General features: G+C 65.1%; 18 protein-coding genes. 8 read left to right on the top strand and 10 right to left on the bottom strand.

The window, feature by feature from the left end; translation table 11 throughout:
* Positions 1-71 precede the first annotated feature (71 nt).
* Positions 72-740, top strand: a complete 669-nt coding sequence (locus tag AB1286_RS01570; protein WP_430361609.1) for a nitroreductase family protein — start codon at positions 72-74, stop codon at positions 738-740.
* 120 nt (positions 741-860) lie between these two features.
* A complete protein-coding gene (phaZ, locus tag AB1286_RS01565; protein WP_430361608.1) occupies positions 861-2201 on the top strand; it encodes a polyhydroxyalkanoate depolymerase in 1341 nt (446 codons plus the stop codon).
* On the opposite strand, the gene AB1286_RS01560 is transcribed toward phaZ, so the two are convergent.
* Together AB1286_RS01560 and phbB are read right to left on the bottom strand one after the other, a co-directional pair.
* Positions 2183-3970, bottom strand: coding sequence for a PHA/PHB synthase family protein (locus tag AB1286_RS01560; RefSeq protein ID WP_430364955.1), 1788 nt, complete (start codon positions 3968-3970; stop codon positions 2183-2185). The two genes, phaZ and AB1286_RS01560, sit on opposite strands and share 19 nt — an antisense overlap.
* A 122-nt stretch (positions 3971-4092) precedes the next feature.
* Positions 4093-4845 carry an acetoacetyl-CoA reductase gene (phbB, locus tag AB1286_RS01555; RefSeq protein ID WP_430361607.1) on the bottom strand — a complete coding sequence of 251 codons (753 nt, stop codon included), beginning with the start codon at positions 4843-4845 and terminating at the stop codon, positions 4093-4095.
* Between the two features lie 194 nt (positions 4846-5039).
* Here phbB and AB1286_RS01550 point away from each other — a divergent pair, with 194 nt between their 5' ends.
* Positions 5040-6269: an acetate/propionate family kinase gene (locus AB1286_RS01550; RefSeq protein WP_430361606.1), complete on the top strand. Its 1230-nt coding sequence runs from the start codon at positions 5040-5042 to the stop codon at positions 6267-6269.
* Positions 6270-6344: 75 nt separating this feature from the next.
* A complete protein-coding gene (locus tag AB1286_RS01545; RefSeq protein WP_430361605.1) occupies positions 6345-6827 on the top strand; it encodes a universal stress protein in 483 nt (160 codons plus the stop codon).
* A 157-nt stretch (positions 6828-6984) separates the two neighbouring features.
* Here the strand turns inward: AB1286_RS01545 and AB1286_RS01540 are convergent, their stop codons facing one another.
* Entirely contained in the window at positions 6985-7467 is a 483-nt protein-coding gene (locus AB1286_RS01540) for a universal stress protein (protein WP_430361604.1), read from the bottom strand.
* A 283-nt stretch (positions 7468-7750) separates the two neighbouring features.
* Here AB1286_RS01540 and fnr point away from each other — a divergent pair, with 283 nt between their 5' ends.
* Positions 7751-8527, top strand: a complete 777-nt coding sequence (fnr, locus tag AB1286_RS01535; protein WP_430361603.1) for a fumarate/nitrate reduction transcriptional regulator Fnr — start codon at positions 7751-7753, stop codon at positions 8525-8527.
* A 24-nt stretch (positions 8528-8551) separates the two neighbouring features.
* Here the strand turns inward: fnr and AB1286_RS01530 are convergent, their stop codons facing one another.
* A complete protein-coding gene (locus tag AB1286_RS01530; protein WP_430361602.1) occupies positions 8552-9541 on the bottom strand; it encodes a zinc-dependent alcohol dehydrogenase family protein in 990 nt (329 codons plus the stop codon).
* A gap of 228 nt (positions 9542-9769) precedes the next feature.
* On the opposite strand from AB1286_RS01530, the gene AB1286_RS01525 reads away from it, so the two are divergent.
* Positions 9770-10798: an Acg family FMN-binding oxidoreductase gene (locus tag AB1286_RS01525; protein WP_430361601.1), complete on the top strand. Its 1029-nt coding sequence runs from the start codon at positions 9770-9772 to the stop codon at positions 10796-10798.
* A gap of 79 nt (positions 10799-10877) precedes the next feature.
* On the opposite strand, the gene AB1286_RS01520 is transcribed toward AB1286_RS01525, so the two are convergent.
* Positions 10878-11156 (bottom strand): DUF1488 domain-containing protein, encoded by a 279-nt coding sequence (locus tag AB1286_RS01520; protein ID WP_430364954.1) that lies wholly within the window; start codon positions 11154-11156, stop codon positions 10878-10880.
* A 164-nt stretch (positions 11157-11320) separates the two neighbouring features.
* Here AB1286_RS01520 and AB1286_RS01515 point away from each other — a divergent pair, with 164 nt between their 5' ends.
* Both AB1286_RS01515 and AB1286_RS01510 read left to right on the top strand, forming a co-directional pair.
* Complete coding sequence (locus AB1286_RS01515) at positions 11321-11659, top strand: c-type cytochrome (protein ID WP_430361600.1); 339 nt, start codon at positions 11321-11323, stop codon at positions 11657-11659.
* Positions 11660-11717: 58 nt separating this feature from the next.
* Positions 11718-12080, top strand: coding sequence for a DUF3564 family protein (locus tag AB1286_RS01510; protein ID WP_430361599.1), 363 nt, complete (start codon positions 11718-11720; stop codon positions 12078-12080).
* A gap of 24 nt (positions 12081-12104) precedes the next feature.
* On the opposite strand, the gene AB1286_RS01505 is transcribed toward AB1286_RS01510, so the two are convergent.
* The 5 genes from AB1286_RS01505 to AB1286_RS01485 are packed head-to-tail and all read right to left on the bottom strand — an operon-like array spanning position 12105 to position 17107.
* Positions 12105-12953, bottom strand: coding sequence for an ureidoglycolate lyase (locus AB1286_RS01505; protein WP_430361598.1), 849 nt, complete (start codon positions 12951-12953; stop codon positions 12105-12107).
* Positions 12954-13013: 60 nt separating this feature from the next.
* The gene (locus AB1286_RS01500; RefSeq protein WP_430361597.1) at positions 13014-13787 is read right to left on the bottom strand and encodes an SDR family oxidoreductase; all 774 of its coding nucleotides are present in this window, start codon (positions 13785-13787) and stop codon (positions 13014-13016) included.
* Between the two features lie 30 nt (positions 13788-13817).
* Positions 13818-14654 (bottom strand): amidohydrolase family protein, encoded by an 837-nt coding sequence (locus AB1286_RS01495; RefSeq protein ID WP_430361596.1) that lies wholly within the window; start codon positions 14652-14654, stop codon positions 13818-13820.
* Positions 14655-14711: 57 nt separating this feature from the next.
* The gene (locus tag AB1286_RS01490) at positions 14712-15785 is read right to left on the bottom strand and encodes an aldo/keto reductase (RefSeq protein ID WP_430361595.1); all 1074 of its coding nucleotides are present in this window, start codon (positions 15783-15785) and stop codon (positions 14712-14714) included.
* Positions 15782-17107, bottom strand: a complete 1326-nt coding sequence (locus AB1286_RS01485) for a UxaA family hydrolase (RefSeq protein ID WP_430361594.1) — start codon at positions 17105-17107, stop codon at positions 15782-15784. The genes AB1286_RS01490 and AB1286_RS01485 overlap by 4 nt, the downstream gene beginning before the upstream one ends.
* Positions 17108-17128 lie beyond the last annotated feature (21 nt).

Raw genomic sequence — 17128 nt, 5'->3', positions numbered from 1 at the left:
CCGGCGCCCGGGCGGCTATCGTCGAGACATGGGGTCAAGCCGACGGCACGCCCCGTTCGAAGGAGTGTTCCATGACCTTAACCCCTTGGCTCACCTACGCCCCCTCTCAGGAGGCGCGCATCCGGCCCGCACCGAGCGAGGCGCCCGCCGCGATCGATTTGCCCCGGCCCGACCTGCGCTCGGGCGTGCCGTTGATGACGGCGCTATCGTTTCGCTCGAGCACCCGCGAATTTCTGCCTCGTCCGCTTTCGCTGGCAACGCTGGGCGAGCTCTTTTGGGCCGCCGACGGGCTGAACCGTCCGCTCTCGGGCGGACGCACCGCGCCGTCGCCGCACGGCGTGCAAGAGATCGACGTCTACGCCGCGCTGCCTCAAGGCGTCTATCGCTACGATGCCGCGACGCATCGGCTGATGCTGAAACATGCCGTCGACGCTCGGGGCATGACCGGATACCAGGATTTCGTCGGCGAGGCGCCGCTCGATCTGATCTATGTCGTGCGCGGCTCGAAGCTGCTCGACATGCCGGCATCGCAGCGCGAGACGTTCTCGGCCGTCACCGCCGGCGCCATTGCGCAGAACGTTTCGCTGTACTGCGCCTCGGCGGGGCTCGCCACGGTCGTGCGCGGCTGGATCAACCGACGGCTTTTGGCCGAGGCGCTCAGCTTGAACGAGGACGAGACCCCGATCCTTGCGCAAACGGTGGGGTTGCCAGCCGATCTCGGCACTGCGCAAAATAGCTGAGCGGCAGTCTTTGCCGCATGCGGGGCCGGACCGCTCGCGCCCGCTGACGACGCGCCGCATCTCATGCACCGGCGTCGCGCCGCGCACACCCTGCAACGCGGTACCCGGCCGGAGGCGACGATGCTTTACCAATGGCTCGAAACCCAGCGCGCGCTCATGCGCTCGCTCGACGCGTGGACCGCGCTCGCCGCGGCGCCGTGGGGCGTTTCGCCTCCGGCGCCGACCGATGCCGAGGCAGGCGCCCCCTACGAGGGCGATGCGCGCTTGGCCAGCGTCGCGCTGCCCGGGTGCGATTGGATGTATCGGCTGTTGCAAGCCACGCCCGAACCACCGCCGTTCGGGATCGACTCGGTGCGAATCGGGGCGCGTCGTGTGCCGGTGAGCGAAGCGGTCGTCGACCGCACGCCCTTTTGCACGCTGCGCCGGTTCGAGCGGCGGTTCGAGCCTGCGTCGTCCGAGCACCGATCGACATCGGAACTCGAGCTCCCCGAGCGGGCGCAAGCTTGCGTACTCCTCGTCACGCCGCTGGCGGGACATCACGCCGTCATGCTTCGAGAGACGGTCGAAACCCTGCTTGAAGATGCCGACGTCTACGTCACCGACTGGGCCAACGCACGCGACGTCCCGCTTAGCGAAGGCCGGTTCGGTCTTTGCGATTACGTTCTAAGCGTCGAACGCTTCTTGCGCATGCTTGCCGCGCGAGGGGTCCATCTGCTCGCGATCTGCCAAGCGGCACCGCCGGCGCTCGCCGCATCGGCGCTCGCGGCCGCCACCGACGAACATTGCGCCCCGCTCAGTATGACGCTGATGGGCGGCCCGATCGACACGCGTGTGCATCCGACCATGATCGACCGCCTTGCGGCTACGCACGATATCGAATGGTTTCGCCATACCGTGATCGACGTCGTACCGCCGCGCTACCCGGGCGCGGGGCGACGAATCTATCCGGGCTACGTTCAGCATGCGGCGATCGTCGCCGCGCATCCTCACCGCCAAGTCGCGCTCGAGTCTCGATATTGGACGAGCCGTGTCTCGGGCGACGAAGCGGCGATCGCGACGAGCCTGCGCTCGCTCAAGGAATACTCGGCCGTCCTCGACATGGACGAAGACTATTTTCTCGACACCTTGCGCATTGTGTTCCAAGAGCAGCGCTTGGCGCGCGGCACCTGGTCGGTCGGCGCGCGCCGCGTGCTACCCGAGGTGCTGACGGCGACGGCGCTGTGCACCGTGGAAGGCGATCGCGACGACATCACCGGCGCCGGACAAACGCATGCGGCACATGACGTATGCCGCGCGATCCCCGAGACGATGCGCCGGCGCATGACCGTCGACGATTGCGATCACTACGACCTATTCACGGGGCCGCGCTGGCATGACGTCGTTCACCCGGCGCTACAGGCGTTTTGGGCCGAGACCGGGCAAGGCGCGCGGCTTGCGGCAAGTCACCCCTCGAATACATAGTCGCCCGGCGCATCGGGCCAATGGGCCTCGAGCGCCCTCGCCTTCACCGCTGCGCTCGAGCGCTCGTCGAGCCACTGCGTCCAATAGGGCCACCACGAGCCTTCGATCGGCGCATTCTCTGCGACGAAAGCATCGGGACTGCGGTAAGGCGCATCGAGCGAGCGCGTGCCTACGCGGTAGTGCCGGCCCGGGTGCCCTGGCTCGGAGACGATGCCGGCATTATGGCCTCCCGCCGTCAGCAAGAACGTCAACGGTTGATGGGTGAACAGGTGCAGCTTGTAGACCGAGCGCCACGGCGAGACATGATCGCGTTCGGTGCCGACGACGAATAGCGGCGCCTCGATATCGACGAGCGCGATCGGACGGCCGCCCACGCAGTACCGTCCCTCGGCCAAATCGTTCCCGAGAAAGAGCTGCGTCAAGTACTGGCTGTGCATCCGATAGGGCATGCGGGTCGTATCGTCGTTCCACGACATGAGGTCGCTCGACTTCGAGCGCCGCCCGAGCAAGTACTCGCTCATCATGCGCGACCAAATCAAATCGCGCGCATTGAGCAATTGAAACGCCGCGGCCATTTGCGAACCGTCGAGATAGCCCTGCTCCCACATCAGCGCATCGAGCGCCGCGAGTTCGCTCGCATCGATGAAGTTGCCCAGTTCTCCCGGTTCGCTGAAGTCGGTTTGCGCGGCGAGCAAGCTGACCGAAGCAAACGGATCGTCGGCGGTATCGGGCTTGAGTTTCGCCTCGCGGGCCAGCGACGCGGCGGCAATCGAAAGCAAGGTGCCGCCCAAGCAGTAGCCCACCGCATGCACGCGCTCGCCGTGCGTGCGCGCGCGAGCCTCCCGCAGAGCAGCCAACAAACCTTGCTCCAAATAGTCGTTCAGACCGAGATCGCGGGCCGTGCTCGAGGGATTGCGCCACGAGATCATGAACACCGTATAACCGGCGTCGACCAGATAACGCACCAACGAATCGTGCGGTTTCAAATCGAGGATGTAGTACTTCATGATCCAAGCCGGAACGATGAAGACGCTCTCGCGTGCGACCTTCGGCGTCGTCGGCGAATATTGCAGCAGCTCGCACAGCGGGCCTTGCCAAACGACTTTACCGGGCGTCGTCGCCACGTCCCGGCCCGGCTTGAACGTAGGCTTGGCTTTGCGGCTCGAACCCGACAAGCGCTCGACCCATTGCCCGTAGTCCTCCAGCCAATTGCGCTCGCCGAACGCGAAGTTCGCCCCGCCCGTGCGCATGGCTGTCGAGAGCACGACCGGATTGGTCGCCGCGAAGTTGCTCGGCGCCAACGCATCGAGCCACTGGCGCGCGAAAAATTGCACGAGCCGCTGATGATGCGGCTCGACGCCGCGAACGCCCGAGCTCGCTTGCTGCCACCAAGCCTGGGTCAATTGAAACGCGTCCCGGTAAGCATTGAACGGCCATGCATTCCAAGCGGCATCGGCGAAACGAGGATCGGCCTGGTCGTCTTCCTTGGCCGTACGCGATGCCGCGAGGCCGTACGTCCATTCCGGCCAAGTTCGCAGCCAGTCTTGCATGGCTTGGACCGCGAGTGAGGCATTCTTGCCCGGAGAGACCGCCAGATGCACGGCCCAGTCGATCCATGCGAGTAGTGCCGAGGCCGGCGAAAGCCCGCCGGTCGCCGCGGCGATCAGGGCGTGCGCGGCGCGATCGAGCGCATCGGCGGGCGTGGCCTGCGGCGATGCGCAATCGCACGTCGGGTCCGCTTGCACCGCGCGGCCCGCGCCTTCTCGCATCCGGGCGTCCAACAGCGCGATCGACGCGTCGTCGCCGTCGGCGTGCGCGATCGTCCCGCGGTCATACTCGCGGCGAATATCCGGTGTGCTGACCGGCTGCGTTTGTCCATCCGTCGAGTCGCTCATTGCATGTGCATCCCGCCGTTTACCGCCAAATCCGCGCCTGTGATGAATGCGGCATCGTCCGAGCAAAGAAATGCAACCAGCGCGGCGACTTCCTCCGGGCGGCCCAGGCGGCCGACGGGGATTTGGGGCAACACCTTTTTCTGCATGACGTCCTCCGGCACGGAAGCCAGCATGGCCGTGTCGAGATAGCCCGGCGAGACCGTGTTGACCGTCACCCCATGGCGTGCGCTCTCGAGTGCGAGCGTGCGCGTGAACCCGTGGATGCCGGCCTTGGCCGACGCATAGTTCGCCTGCCCGTACGCGCCGCGCGAACCGTTTACCGAGCCGATGTTGACGATGCGCCCGAAGCGGCGCTCGAGCATGCTCGAGAAAAACTGCTTGGTGACATTAAAAAGTGCATCGAGATCGGTATGCATCACCTCATCCCATTCGCGCTTGGTCATCTTCGAGAACGTCGCATCGCGCACAATGCCCGCATTATTGACGAGCATATCGACCGGACCCAACTCGTCCAGCACGCGCCGCGCGCAACGCTCGCACGAATCGAAGTCCGCAACGTCCAATTCATAGGCGTGGAAGTGGCGCCCGGCCTCCGCCTCGCGCGTAAGCCACGTCGAGACGTGATCGTTATGCTCGGAATGCGACATCGCGACGGTCATGCCGGCATCGTGCAGACGGCGGCTGATGGCGGCGCCCAGGCCGCCCATCCCCCCGGTTACGAATGCGATGCGTCGAACTGAAGCGGACATGGCTGCTCCTCGAAGTAGTGAGAAGACCCCGGAAACGCGGAAGCGAAGTGGGTGCCGCATCCGGCCAATAACAACAAAGGGTCGTGCTCCACTCTAGTGGCCTCGCAAGGTCTCTGGGTTGATCGGCGTCAACGGGGTCAGCCGCCGCGCCGACTACAGTCCCCGCCATATCGACCGACTAAAGGAGTGAAAAAATGCCAGAGCAGCATGCCGTTCTCGTCCTGAATGCGGGTTCATCAAGCATCAAGTTCGGTTTGTTCGATTGCTCTTCCGGCCAAGCGGGCAGGCTCGCCCTTGCGAGCGGCGAAGTCGAGGGAATCGGCGGCACCGACGGCATCGACGGCGAAATGACGTTCGTCGTCGACGGCGCCGCGCCGCGCACGCTGGCGCGCAGTAACGGCGCCCCAAACGTTGACCCTTATCGCGAGGCGCTTACGCCCGTCATCGAATGGCTGCGCCGCGCGTGGCCCGATCTGCGCTTGGCCGCCGTCGCGCATCGCGTCGTGCACGGCGGTCAGCACTATTTCGAGCCCGTTATCGTGAACGACGACGTGCTGAGCGAGCTGCGCACCCTGATTCCGCTCGCACCGCTGCATCAGCCGCACAATATCGATGCGATCGATACGCTGCGCGCAGCCTGCCCCGGCGTCCCGCAAGTGGCAGTATTCGACACGGCGTTTCATCGGACATTGCCGCGCGTCGAACAATTGCTGCCGCTTCCGCATTCTTGGTTCGACGATGGCGTGCGGCGTTACGGCTTCCACGGTCTGTCGTACGAATACCTGTCGATCGCACTCGACGAGGCGTTCGGCGAACTCGCGCATGGCCGCGTCATCGCCGCGCATTTGGGCAGCGGCGCGAGTCTATGCGCATTGCACGACCTGTCGAGCGTAGCGACGACAATGGGCTTCTCCGCGCTCGACGGCTTGATGATGAGCACGCGCTGCGGATCGATCGATCCCGGCGTCGTGCTCCATCTAATCGAGGTGTGCGGCCTGTCGCACGAGGAACTCGGCACGTTGCTCTACCATCACTCCGGATTGCAGGGCGTATCCGGCTTATCGGGCGATCCGCGTGTACTGCTCGCGCAAGAACACGAAAACGAACGCGCCAAAGAAGCGCTTGCCCTATATGTCCATCGCATCGTGCGTGAGACAGGCGCGCTCGCTGCCGCCCTCGGCGGCTTGGACATGCTCGTCTTCACGGCCGGCATCGGCGAGCATAGCGCCCCGATTCGGGCGCGCATATGCGGCGCGCTCGGACTCTTCGGGATCGAACTCGACGATGAGGCCAATCGCGCGAATGCGCACGTCATCTCGCGCCCGACCAGCCGCGTCAAGGTCGTCGTCGAGCCGACGAACGAAGCTTGGATCGCCGCGCGCGCGGCCTGGTCGCTCGTGGGCGAGCGCACGCGGCTCGCTTGATTTGGATCAGCACACGCCAGTGCGTTGCCGCCGATCATAAAGGCGTTACTTCTTATTAAACGACGAGGCACCGACATGTATAAACGCATTCTCGCGCCGATCGACGGCAGTGAAACGTCCGCGCGCGCATTCGATTCGGCCCTGCGCCTGGCACGTGAATTCAACGCGGAAGTGTTCCCGCTTTACGTTGTCGACGTGCCGCTCGTCGGCGCCGACGCACCCGGCTACGATCCGTCGATCGTGCGCGACGCGTTGTTCGAGGAAGGCTCGCGCGTGAACAAGGAGGCCCTCGCGAAGATGGAACGCGAAGGCGTGACCGGCACCCCCAAAGTCGTCGAAACAAGCGCACTCGGAGACGATATCGCGCACAGCATCTTGCGTGTCGCCGTCGAAACGGGCGCCGATCTCGTCGTCATGGGAACGCATGGCCGCCGCGGATTTCGCCGTCTCATACTCGGTAGCGTGGCCGAGCGCTTCCTACGCATCTCGTCGCGCCCTGTGCTATTGGTTCCGGCGCACGACGCCACGGCAGAAGTCGCTCCCGCACCGGCTCGATAAACTTCGCACGATTCGATGCGAAGCGCCCGCACCTAAACTTAAACGAACTGCGCCGGCCCATCTCACGATCGGCCGGCGCAGTTTCGTTATCGTTGCCATGCGGATTTCGTCTCGAGCCGAGTCCGGTTTGATGGCACTCGGCCCTATCGCGCAACGATTAGAGGGTATCGGCTTGCTCGTCGGCCTGCTTATCGGGCGTATGCCTTACGAGCAATACGGGTATATGCGCTTTGCGTAGCAGCGCCTCGGCCACGCTGCCGAGCAGCACGCGACGCATGCCCTGCCGGCCGTGCGTGCCCATGACGATGAGGTCCGCTTCGCACTCGTCCGCCGCGCGTGCGAGCACCTGGGCGATACCGTCGCCGTAGGCGTCGAGCGCGCGCGCGACGCCGCTCACGCCATGCTCGCGCAACAACTCGCGCGCTTCGTCGAGCGCCGCGGTCGCCGCATCGACTTGCACCGTATCGGCGCCTTGCTCGGGCATATAAACCGCACCGACGTCGACAAGCTGCGGTGCGTGTTCGACCACGAACACGGCGACGATTTCCGCACCCGACGCCTTGGAGATCTTGATGGCTTCATCGAGGGCGAGACGCGCGCCACGACTGCCGTCCACGGCAGCCAGGATCCGTTTGTACATAAGTTATTCCTCCTGGGCCTATCGCCCATGGTTTTTATGCTTACGGCATACAGTCTGCGTCCGCTACGGAACATCGGACTTGACGGCGATCAACGGTCCATTCGTCGGGCTTATTACATTTACCACGCGTTGATGTAGGACAACCCTTACAAAGCTTCCACAACACTTACCGCAGTTTCATACGCCGCCGATTTCTTTATAGCGCCCGACCTCCGATACTGCCAATCAAGAGATGGACTTCTCGCGCTGCTTTGCGCTCGCGCCGCCCTTTTGAGGAGGTCGTATGTTCAACGAAGCAACCTTCGCCGCCGATGTCGCGACGGCGCCAAGAGAATCCGCCTCGGCTTGCGCGCCCCCCAAGGGAGTCGAACGCCGCACCGCGCAGCATTGCGCGAGCTGCTCGATGCGCTCCGCGTGCATGCCGCAGACGCTGAGCGCACAGGAGCTGACGCGCTTCGATTCGATCGTCAGCGCAACGCGCATCATCAAGCGCGGCGACGCGCTGTATCGCGCAAACGATACCTTCCAAAGCATCTACGCGATCCGCTCCGGATCGTTCAAGACCGTCGTCATGCATCGCGACGGCCGCGAGCAGGTGACGGGCTTTCATTTGGCGGGCGAAGTCCTTGGGCTCGACGGCGTGTGCACCGAACACCATAGCAGCGACGCCATCGCCATCGAAGACAGCAGCGTATGCATCATTCCCTACGCGCTGCTCGAGTCGATGTGCGCCGAGTCCAAACGTCTTCAACAGCAGGTTCTGCGCATGATGAGCGGCGAAATCGTCCGCGAATCGTCGCTCATGATGCTGCTCGGCACGATGAGCGCCGAGCAACGCGTTGCCGCGTTCCTCCTGAACATGTCGAGCCGCATGAAAGCGCGCGGGTATTCGGCGGCCGAATTCAATCTCCGGATGACGCGCGAGGAAATGGGCAACTTCCTCGGTATGAAACTCGAGACGGTGAGCCGCATGTTTTCCAAATTCCAGCGCGACGGACTCGTGCAATCGCACGGCAAGCAAATCCGTATCGTCAATCTCGACGAGTTGGGGCGCGTATGATCTCCGCCCGCCCTTGCGATGGTATCAGTTGCTCACGGCGAGCACTGCCGCGCCTGCGAGTCGTCCTTCTCTCAGGTCGGCCAACGCCCGATTCGCTTCGGCCAGCGGGTAGACCGTGGTCGCGATGTCGAGCGCGATCGTATCGGCGAGCCGCATGAATGCGTGACCGTCGTCGCGCGTGAGATTCGCCACCGAGACGATACGGCGCTCGCCCCAGAGCATGTCGTAAGGGAACGACGGGATATCGCTCATATATATCCCGCCGCAGACCACCACCCCACCCTTGACCACGGCGCGCAACGCCGTGGGCACGAGCGCGCCGACCGGCGCGAAGATCAGCGCCGCATCGAGCGGGCGAGGCGCGGCCTCGTCGCTCGCGCCGGCCCAATTCGCGCCTAACTTGAGCGCGAGCGCCTGCGCCGCGGTATCGCCCCGGCGCGTGAACGCATAGACCTCGCGGCCCTGATGACGCGCTACCTGCGCCACGATGTGCGCCGCGGCGCCGAATCCGTAAATGCCGATGCGCTCGGCATCGCCCGCCATCGACAGCGTTCGATATCCGATCAACCCCGCACAGAGCAGCGGCGCGGCCTCGATGTCCGAATAACGCGCCGGCAGGCGAAAGCAATATCGGCTGTCGGCGACCGTTCGCTCGGCGTAGCCGCCGTCGATCGTATAGCCGGTGAAGCCCGGTGCATCGCAGAGATTTTCCTTGCCGCGCGCGCAAAACGGACAATGGCCGCACGAATGCGCGAGCCAAGGTACGCCGACGCGTTCGCCCAAAGCGAACTGCGTCACCCCTTCGCCGAGCCCCGCCACGATCCCGACCACCTCGTGCCCCGGCACGAGCGGCGTCTTCGGGTGCGTCAATTCGCCGTCCACGACGTGCAGGTCGGTACGGCAAACGCCGCAGGCGCGCACGTCGATCAGAACTTGCCCCGGCCGTGGCCGCGGCTCGGGCAGATCGCGCAGTTGCAACACGGGACTACGTCCATCGAAGACCATTGCTCGCATTTCGCTGCCTCCCTCGGAAACCGACGGTTGCCTGAAGTGTTTCACCCGCCTCGTTCGCCGTTCATTTCAGCGCAATTCGTCTGGTTTGTCTTGATGCAGAGCAAAGCGATCGCCGTGCGCACGCGTCACCATCGTTCATGACGGGTGCGGTGCGCCGCCAACGTCGCGGCAACGACGACGGCCATGAGGCCAGTACTCACCACATGCATTCCTCTAGGAGGCTTTGCGATGGATACACACATTCAAGACGCTTGGTCCGTCGATGCGAGCGCACTGGCGGCCGATGCCACCCCGGCCGAGAAGCTGCGGTTCGCGCTGCGATACGCGGTACTCGCACCGTCGAGCCATAACACCCAGCCGTGGCGCTTCATCGTCGACGGCGATACGGTCACGTTGAACGCCGATCGCCTTCGCGCACTGCCCGTGGCCGATCCGTACGACCGGGAGCTCGTCATCAGTTGCGGCGCCGCGCTGCTCAATCTTCGCGTCGCCTTGAGCCGCTTCGGGCTCGCCTATGCCATCACGCTGTTTCCGTCGCCGGCCGACCCGGACATGTTGGCAAGCCTGCGGCTCGTACCGGGCGGACATGTCGACACGGGGCTCGCCGATTTATTCGATGCGATCACGGCGCGGGTCACAACGCGGCTCCCGTTCTCAGAAGCTCCCATCGCGCCGGAAGTCGGCGCGCGACTGACGCAAGCGGTCCAGGCCGAGGGCGCCGAGCTGGCCTGCGTCCATGCCCACGAGGCGCGCGTGCGGCTCGCGGAATGGATCGCCGAGGCCGATCGACGGCAATTCGACGACCCGCGCTTTCGCCGCGAGCTAGCCGGCTGGATCCATTCGAGCCGTCACGACGACGGAATGCCCGCTTATGCGGAAGGCTTGAGCGCATTGCTCGATTTCGCCTCGCCGCTCGTCTCGCTCGCGATCCGCACGTTCGACATCGGCGGGGGCGTGGCGGCCGCGCATCAGGCGCTGGCGACCGGGTCGCCGTTAATCGCATGCATTGCAACCAGCGCCGACGATGCCCAATCGTGGCTCGCCGCCGGACAGGCGTTGGAGCGGTTGCTGCTCACCGGCGTCACGGAGGGTCTCACCGCGTCGTATCTGAATCAGCCGATCGAAGTCGAGTCGATGCGCGAACGGCTGCGGGTGACTTTGAGCATCGACGGCGCGCCGCAACTGCTGCTGCGCCTCGGGCGCGGCCCGCGTATCGCTCACGCGCCGCGGCGCCCGTTGTCCGATGTCGTCTCCTAGCCTTGCAAGGCGCAAGCGCGCCTGCCCTCGCGCCGCAACGCAGCCGGAGCGCCCCTAGCGGGCGCCCCGCGCTTATCCGTTATGCGTTGTAGAAACGGAAAAAACCGCTATGCAATAGGACGGGCTTTTTGCCGATCTCGGCTAAAAGCTCGCGCGCCGCGCGCTCGATTTCGCGGCGATGCCCCTCGAACGCGCTCACAAGGTCCTGCTCTCGCAGCGACGCGGCGCCGAAGTGATCCTCGAGCGCCTCTGCGGTGATCGCGCATTGCACGCGTTCATCGTCGACGATCGCGGGAAACGCGAGCACGAGATCCCGGCCGCAGTATTCGGCCGGCTCTTGCGGAAAGCTGATCTGCATGTCTGCCACCTCGAAGAATGCGGCCCAGTACGGAGCCGCCGTCGAGTCAAGCATAGTCGATGCGGCGGCCGGCGACGCTTGACCTGGGTCAACCCTGTCCGCCTGCCACGCCCCTAGACTGTTTTCAAGGTCGACGAACGGCCACGAACGCAGGAGTTCAAGCGATGAACGCGCATATACGTAGGGCAGTGGCGAGCTTGGCCGCTTGCGCCGCCGCGGCGACGAGCGCGCTCGCGCAGCCGCCCGAGCCCACCGCGCTCATCGACCATCAGCATTGCATGTTCTGCCATACGGTCGATAAACCGTTTCTCGCGCCGTCGTTCCGCCAGATCGCCGATCGCTACCGCGACCAGCCGCATGCGAGTGCGATGCTCGAAGCGAAACTTAGGCACGGCGGCAAAGCGCACTGGGGCGATATGTCGATGCCGTTGCCGGCCGAACGCGGCGGACCGCTCTCGGCCGAGGACGCGCATACGCTGGTGCAGTGGGTGCTGAGCCAGTAAGGCGGCGCCCCTTATCGATTCAACCGAACTTACCTACGGCGCAAACGAGGATACGACGATGCGCATCACGATCCATCTCAGCACGTTCGAGGAAACCAATCCCTGTGCCTACGCGATCGTCTGGATCGATCGCGACGCGCAGCGCTGGTCTCGCGAGAGTCATTTCGGGCTCGACCTACCGACATGGGGCGTCGTCCACGCCCGCCCGGACGCGACGCTGCTCTGTAACCCCCATGACGGCACGCCGCTGTGCGAACTGGATGGTCTAGAGCTGGAAAGCCAGGGCGGCCCGTTCGAGGGCGAAGCCGGCAGCGCGCGCTTGTGCAGCGCCAAGGCGCGCGGCCATTGGCACGTTCAATGCGTCGACGAAGAGCTGGCACTGCCGGAGCACAGCCTATTCGCCGACGAAGAAGGGCTGTGACGCAGCCGGCGTAGAGCCCAAGCGTTACTCGGCCGCCACGGTCCGTTGCAATTGCTCGCCGAGCCCGGCGATACCGAGGCGCATCGTCTGCCCGGCCTTCAGGTAGATCGGCGAGGGTTTGATGCCGAGCCCGACGCCGGGCGGCGTGCCCGTCGAGATGACGTCGCCCGGTTGCAAGCTCATGCAGCGGCTCAAGTAAGCGACGACCTGCGCGACGCCGAAGATCATCGTCCGCGTGTTGCCGTTCTGATAGCGATGGCCGTCCACTTCGAGCCATAAGTCGAGTTGCTGCGGGTCGGGCACCTCGTCGCGCGTGACAAGCCACGGACCGATGGGGCCGAACGTGTCGAAGCCCTTCCCCTTGTCCCATTGCCCGCCTCGCTCGATCTGCCATTCGCGCTCGGAGACGTCGTTGACGACGCAATAGCCGGCGACATAATCGAGTGCATTGGCCGCCTCGACGTTCTTGCAAGCCTTGCCGATCACAACGCCGAGTTCGACCTCCCAGTCCGTCTTGGTCGACCCGCGCGGGATCTCGACGTCGTCGTTCGGGCCGACGATCGCGCTCGTCCATTTGTTGAAGACGACCGGTTCGGTCGGCACCGGCAGGTTCGATTCGGCCGCATGGTCGGCGTAGTTCAAGCCGATGCAGACCATTTTGCCGACGCGCCCGACACAAGCGCCCAGCCGCACGCCGTCGGGAACACGCGGCAGCGCCGACGGATCGAGACCGCGCAGCCGGGCTAGGCCGGACTCGCCGAGCACGTCGCCTGCAATGTCGTCGACGACCGCCGAGAGGTCGCGCATCACGCCGTCGGCGTCGAGAAGCCCCGGCTTTTCCTGGCCCTTGGGGCCATATCGAAGAAGTTTCATCTGTCGCTTAGTTCCAAAGATAGCTAACCCAAGCACCGCGCCTACGCGGCACCCAATCGATCAATTCGACCAACCGCCGTCGACGAGATGAATCTGTCCCGTCGTAAAGGCGGCCTCGTCCGACGCCAGGTAAGCAGCCAGCGCGGCGATTTCCTCGGGCCGGCCGATGCGTCCCATCGGCTGACGCGCGACGAACGCGGCCTCGATTTCCGCCACCGACTTGCCCTGCGCCAGCGCCTGCTCGGCGATGCGCGCCGTCAGCGACGGAGAGGCAACGGTCCCGGGGCAAATCGCGTTGCAGCGGATGCCGCGCGTCACGAAATCGGCCGCCACCGATTTCGTCAACCCGATCACGGCCGCCTTGGTCGTGCCGTAGACGAAACGGTTGGGCACCCCTTTGACGCTCGATGCGGCCGAGGCCAGATTCACGATCGAGCCGGCGCCCCGCTCGAGCATCGCGGGTAGAAACGCCCGTATTGTCCGATACATCGACTTTACGTTCAGATCGAACGAAAAATCCCAATCGGCCTCCTCGCATTCGAGCACGCTGCCCGCATGCACGAAACCCGCACAATTGACGAGGACGTCGACGGTGCCGATCGCCTCGGCCAGCGCCGCGATCGCGGCACCGTCTCGCACGTCGAGCGGACGGCATTCGAACGGCGCGCCGTCGAGCAACTCGGGGCGCACGTCGGTGGCGACGACGCGCGCGCCCTCTTTAGCTAGGCGCTCGGCACAGGCACGGCCGATGCCCTGCGCGGCTGCGGTGACAAGCGCCGTTTTACCGGCCAGGCGCGCGCCCGGCTCGGGGAAGTTCGTGGCGATAGCGGTCATTGCGTACGAGGCTCCGTGTAAAAAAGACGTTCAAATACCGTAGCAAGCGCGTGCGGTGCCGCCGAACAGCGCGGCGCGTTCGTCGGCTCGCAGCCGCTCGGCAAAACGCATGGCGCAGGCGTGCCAGGCGAGATAACCGCCGTTCATGTCGACGACGGGCCAATCGCTGCCCCACATCGTCCGAGCAGCGCCGAAACGCTCGATGAGGTGCGCAAGGTAAGGCTCGAGCATCGAATCGGTGCACGCGGCGGCAGCCTCGGTCACGAGCCCGGACATTTTGCAGAAGACATTGGGCAGCGCCGCGAGTTCGGCGACGCGCTCGGCCCACGGCAGCCAACCGGCGGCGCCGTCGACGATCGGCGGCTTCGCGCCGTGATCGAGCACGATTCGCAAACGCGGATGCCGCCGTGCGAAAGCCGTTAGATACGGCAAATGACGCGTCGTCACGAGGGCGTCGAAGACGAGCGCCCGTTCCACCAGCGCATCGATCGCGCCGTCCAACTCAGGACGAACGATCCAGTCGTCCTCGGGCAGGTCCTGCAACATCGGCCGAACGCCCTTGAACTTCGCGTCGCGCGCGAACTCGGCGATCGCTGCGTGCGCATCGGCGCCATCGAGCGGCACCCAGCCGACCACACCCGCGATCGACGGATCGTCGCGCGCCAAGTCGAGCAGATAGCGCGTCTCGGCGAGCGTCGGGGCCGCCTGCACGACGATGCTTCGGCCCATACCCGCGGCCCGCGCGAGCGGCCGCAAATCCTCCGGCGAAAAATCGCGATAGAGCGGCGCCAGCGCCGGCGTCAGCCAACCGTAGTCCCCGCGTGCGAGTTGCCAGAAGTGCTGATGTGCGTCGATCGTGTCCATCATGGGTCGGCTTCGGTCGGTTTCGGATAGCACGTTTCGGCGAGTCGGTGCGCGTGTCGGTTATGCGCCGGGCGTAGGCGCGCGGGCATCTAGCAACCCCTGCTCGCGCAACGCTTGCCAAAAACCGGTGGGAATCGGCGCCGAGAAGGCGGCCGCATTTTGTTCGAACTCACCCGCGCTACTGGCGCCTGTCAGCACGCTCGCGACCGCATCGTGTGCGTACGGAAAGCGCAAGGCGGCGCTCGGCAGCGCCACGCCGTGCGCGTCGCACACAGCCTCGATCCGCTCGACGCGTTCCACGATCGCGCTCGGCGCCTCGCCGTAATCGAACTTGAGCGCGCTCGATCCGGCGCCGGGTGCCTCGCGCAGATGCCTGACGCCGCGTGCGAGGATGCCGGAGTTGAACGCGCCGCCCAGGAGGATCGATACGCCGCGGCGTTCGCATTCGGGCAGCAGTCCGTTTAGCGTGCCTTGTTCGAGCAGCGTATAGCGGCCCGCCAATAGCGCGCAGTCGATCTCGAACTCGCGCATCGCGTCGAGAACGGCGGCCTCTTCGTTGACGCCGAGTCCTACGGCGCGAACTGCTCCCGCCCCCCGCAGCGCATCGAGCGCCTTGAACCCGCCCTCGCTCAGTTGCCGCCAATAGTGCGCATTGCGCTCGCCATGCGTGAACGTGCCGATATCGTGCACGAGCAAGATGTCGATGCGGGCCACGCCCAGCCGCTGCAAGCTGTCGTCGAACGAACGCATGATGCCGTCGTACGAGTAGTCGTAGACGGGTTCGAACGGCAGCGGATGCGCCCAGCCGTCGCGCGGCGCGCGCGCACCATCGCCGCGGTCCGGCCGCATGAGCCGGCCGGCTTTCGTCGACAGGATGTAGGCGTTGCGCTCGCGTTCGCGCAACGCCGCGCCGACATAATGCTCGCTCTTCGTGTAGCCGTAATACGGCGCCGTATCGAATAGCCGCACGCCGGCATCCCAGGCGGCATCGATCGTCGCGCGGGCCTGCGCTTCGGACACATCGCGATACAAGCCCCCAAGCCCCGCGCAGCCAAGCCCGAGCGCCGTGACCTCGAGCGAAGTGCGTCCGATGCGCCGCCGCTGCCCCACTTGCGCTAGCGCGCTGGTATTCATGCGCTCACCCGCACGTTCGTTGCCGGCACGATCGGCAGGCAGCCGGGACCGATCGGATCGAACGCCTTGTAAGTCAAAATGAATTCCTGATGCCCGAGCATTTCCGACTTCGACCGTTCGCCGCGGCCCAACGCCAGCGTGAGATCGAAAATCTCCCGTCCGACTTCGTCGAGCGATGCCCGTCCTTCCAAAATGCGCCCCGCATCGACATCCATATCGCCCGATAAGTTGCGATACGTCGCGGGGTTCGCGCAAATCTTGACGACCGGCGACACGGCCGAACCGACCACGGAGCCGCGCCCGGTCGTAAATAGAATCAGGTGACAGCCGCAAGCGATCAATTCGCCTATTTCCGCGTTGTCGCTAATGTTCGGGAAACCGAAACGCGGTTCGCCGTCGGGCACGACGTCGAGCAGATAAAGGCCGCCGGTCGGCGGTATGTCGCCCGGCTTGACGATACCGACGATCGGCGACGCACCGCTTTTCGCGTAGGCGCCCAGCGATTTCTCCTCTTGCGTCGTGAGCCCGCCATCGGCATTGCCGACGGCGAAGCTGCCGTGCCCCATGATCGTGTAATAGCGCGCGGCTTTTTCGACGCACGCGACGATCGCCTCGCCTAGCTCCGGGCGCGCCGCGCGCGCCTTCATGTGGTGCTCGCAGCCCACGAGTTCGCCCGTTTCCTCAAAGACGCAAGCGGTCCCGCGCTCGATCATGGCGTCGAAGGCCCGTCCGACGGCAGGATTCGCCGTAATGCCGCTCGTGCTATCCGAACCGCCGCAGACGGTGCCGACGACGAGTTCGTCGAGGCGCATCGGCACCGGGCGCATCTGGGCCAGCGTCGCCCGCGCTTGCCGCACCCACTCTACGCCGCGAGCGATCGTACTGCGCGTGCCGCCGCGCTCTTGAATCGTCAGCACCTCGACCGGCCGCCCGCTGTCTTTGACGATCTCGGCCAAACGATGCTTATTCATGCTTTCGCAGCCGAGCGACACGAACAGCACCGCGCCGACGTTCGGATGCGTCGCGATCCGGGCAAGCATCTTTTGGGCGTAGGCGTTCGGATAGCAGCCGGGGAAGCCGATCAAGTGAACCTCGGGCGGCGCCTCGTGTGCGTTGCGTGGCTCGAAATCGTCGTCAGACGAGCCGGTCTCGCCGCCATCGAAATCGGCCAAACGCGGCGCGAACTGCGAGACGATGGCGCTCGCGACGTGATGCGCGCACTCGACGAGATAAGCCACGGCAACGACATTGCGGATGCCCTTGCGGCCATCGCTGCGCGCATATCCGAGAAGCGGTGCGCCGTCGGTGTGAATTTCGTTCATGAACGTCTCGGCGAATAGGTC

Origin of the sequence: Trinickia sp. NRRL B-1857, from assembly GCF_050470685.1 — a bacterium.
Classification (GTDB): Bacteria; Pseudomonadota; Gammaproteobacteria; order Burkholderiales; family Burkholderiaceae; genus Trinickia.
Note: the sequence above shows the minus strand (reverse complement) of the source record. Positions and strands in the feature narration are given on the sequence as shown.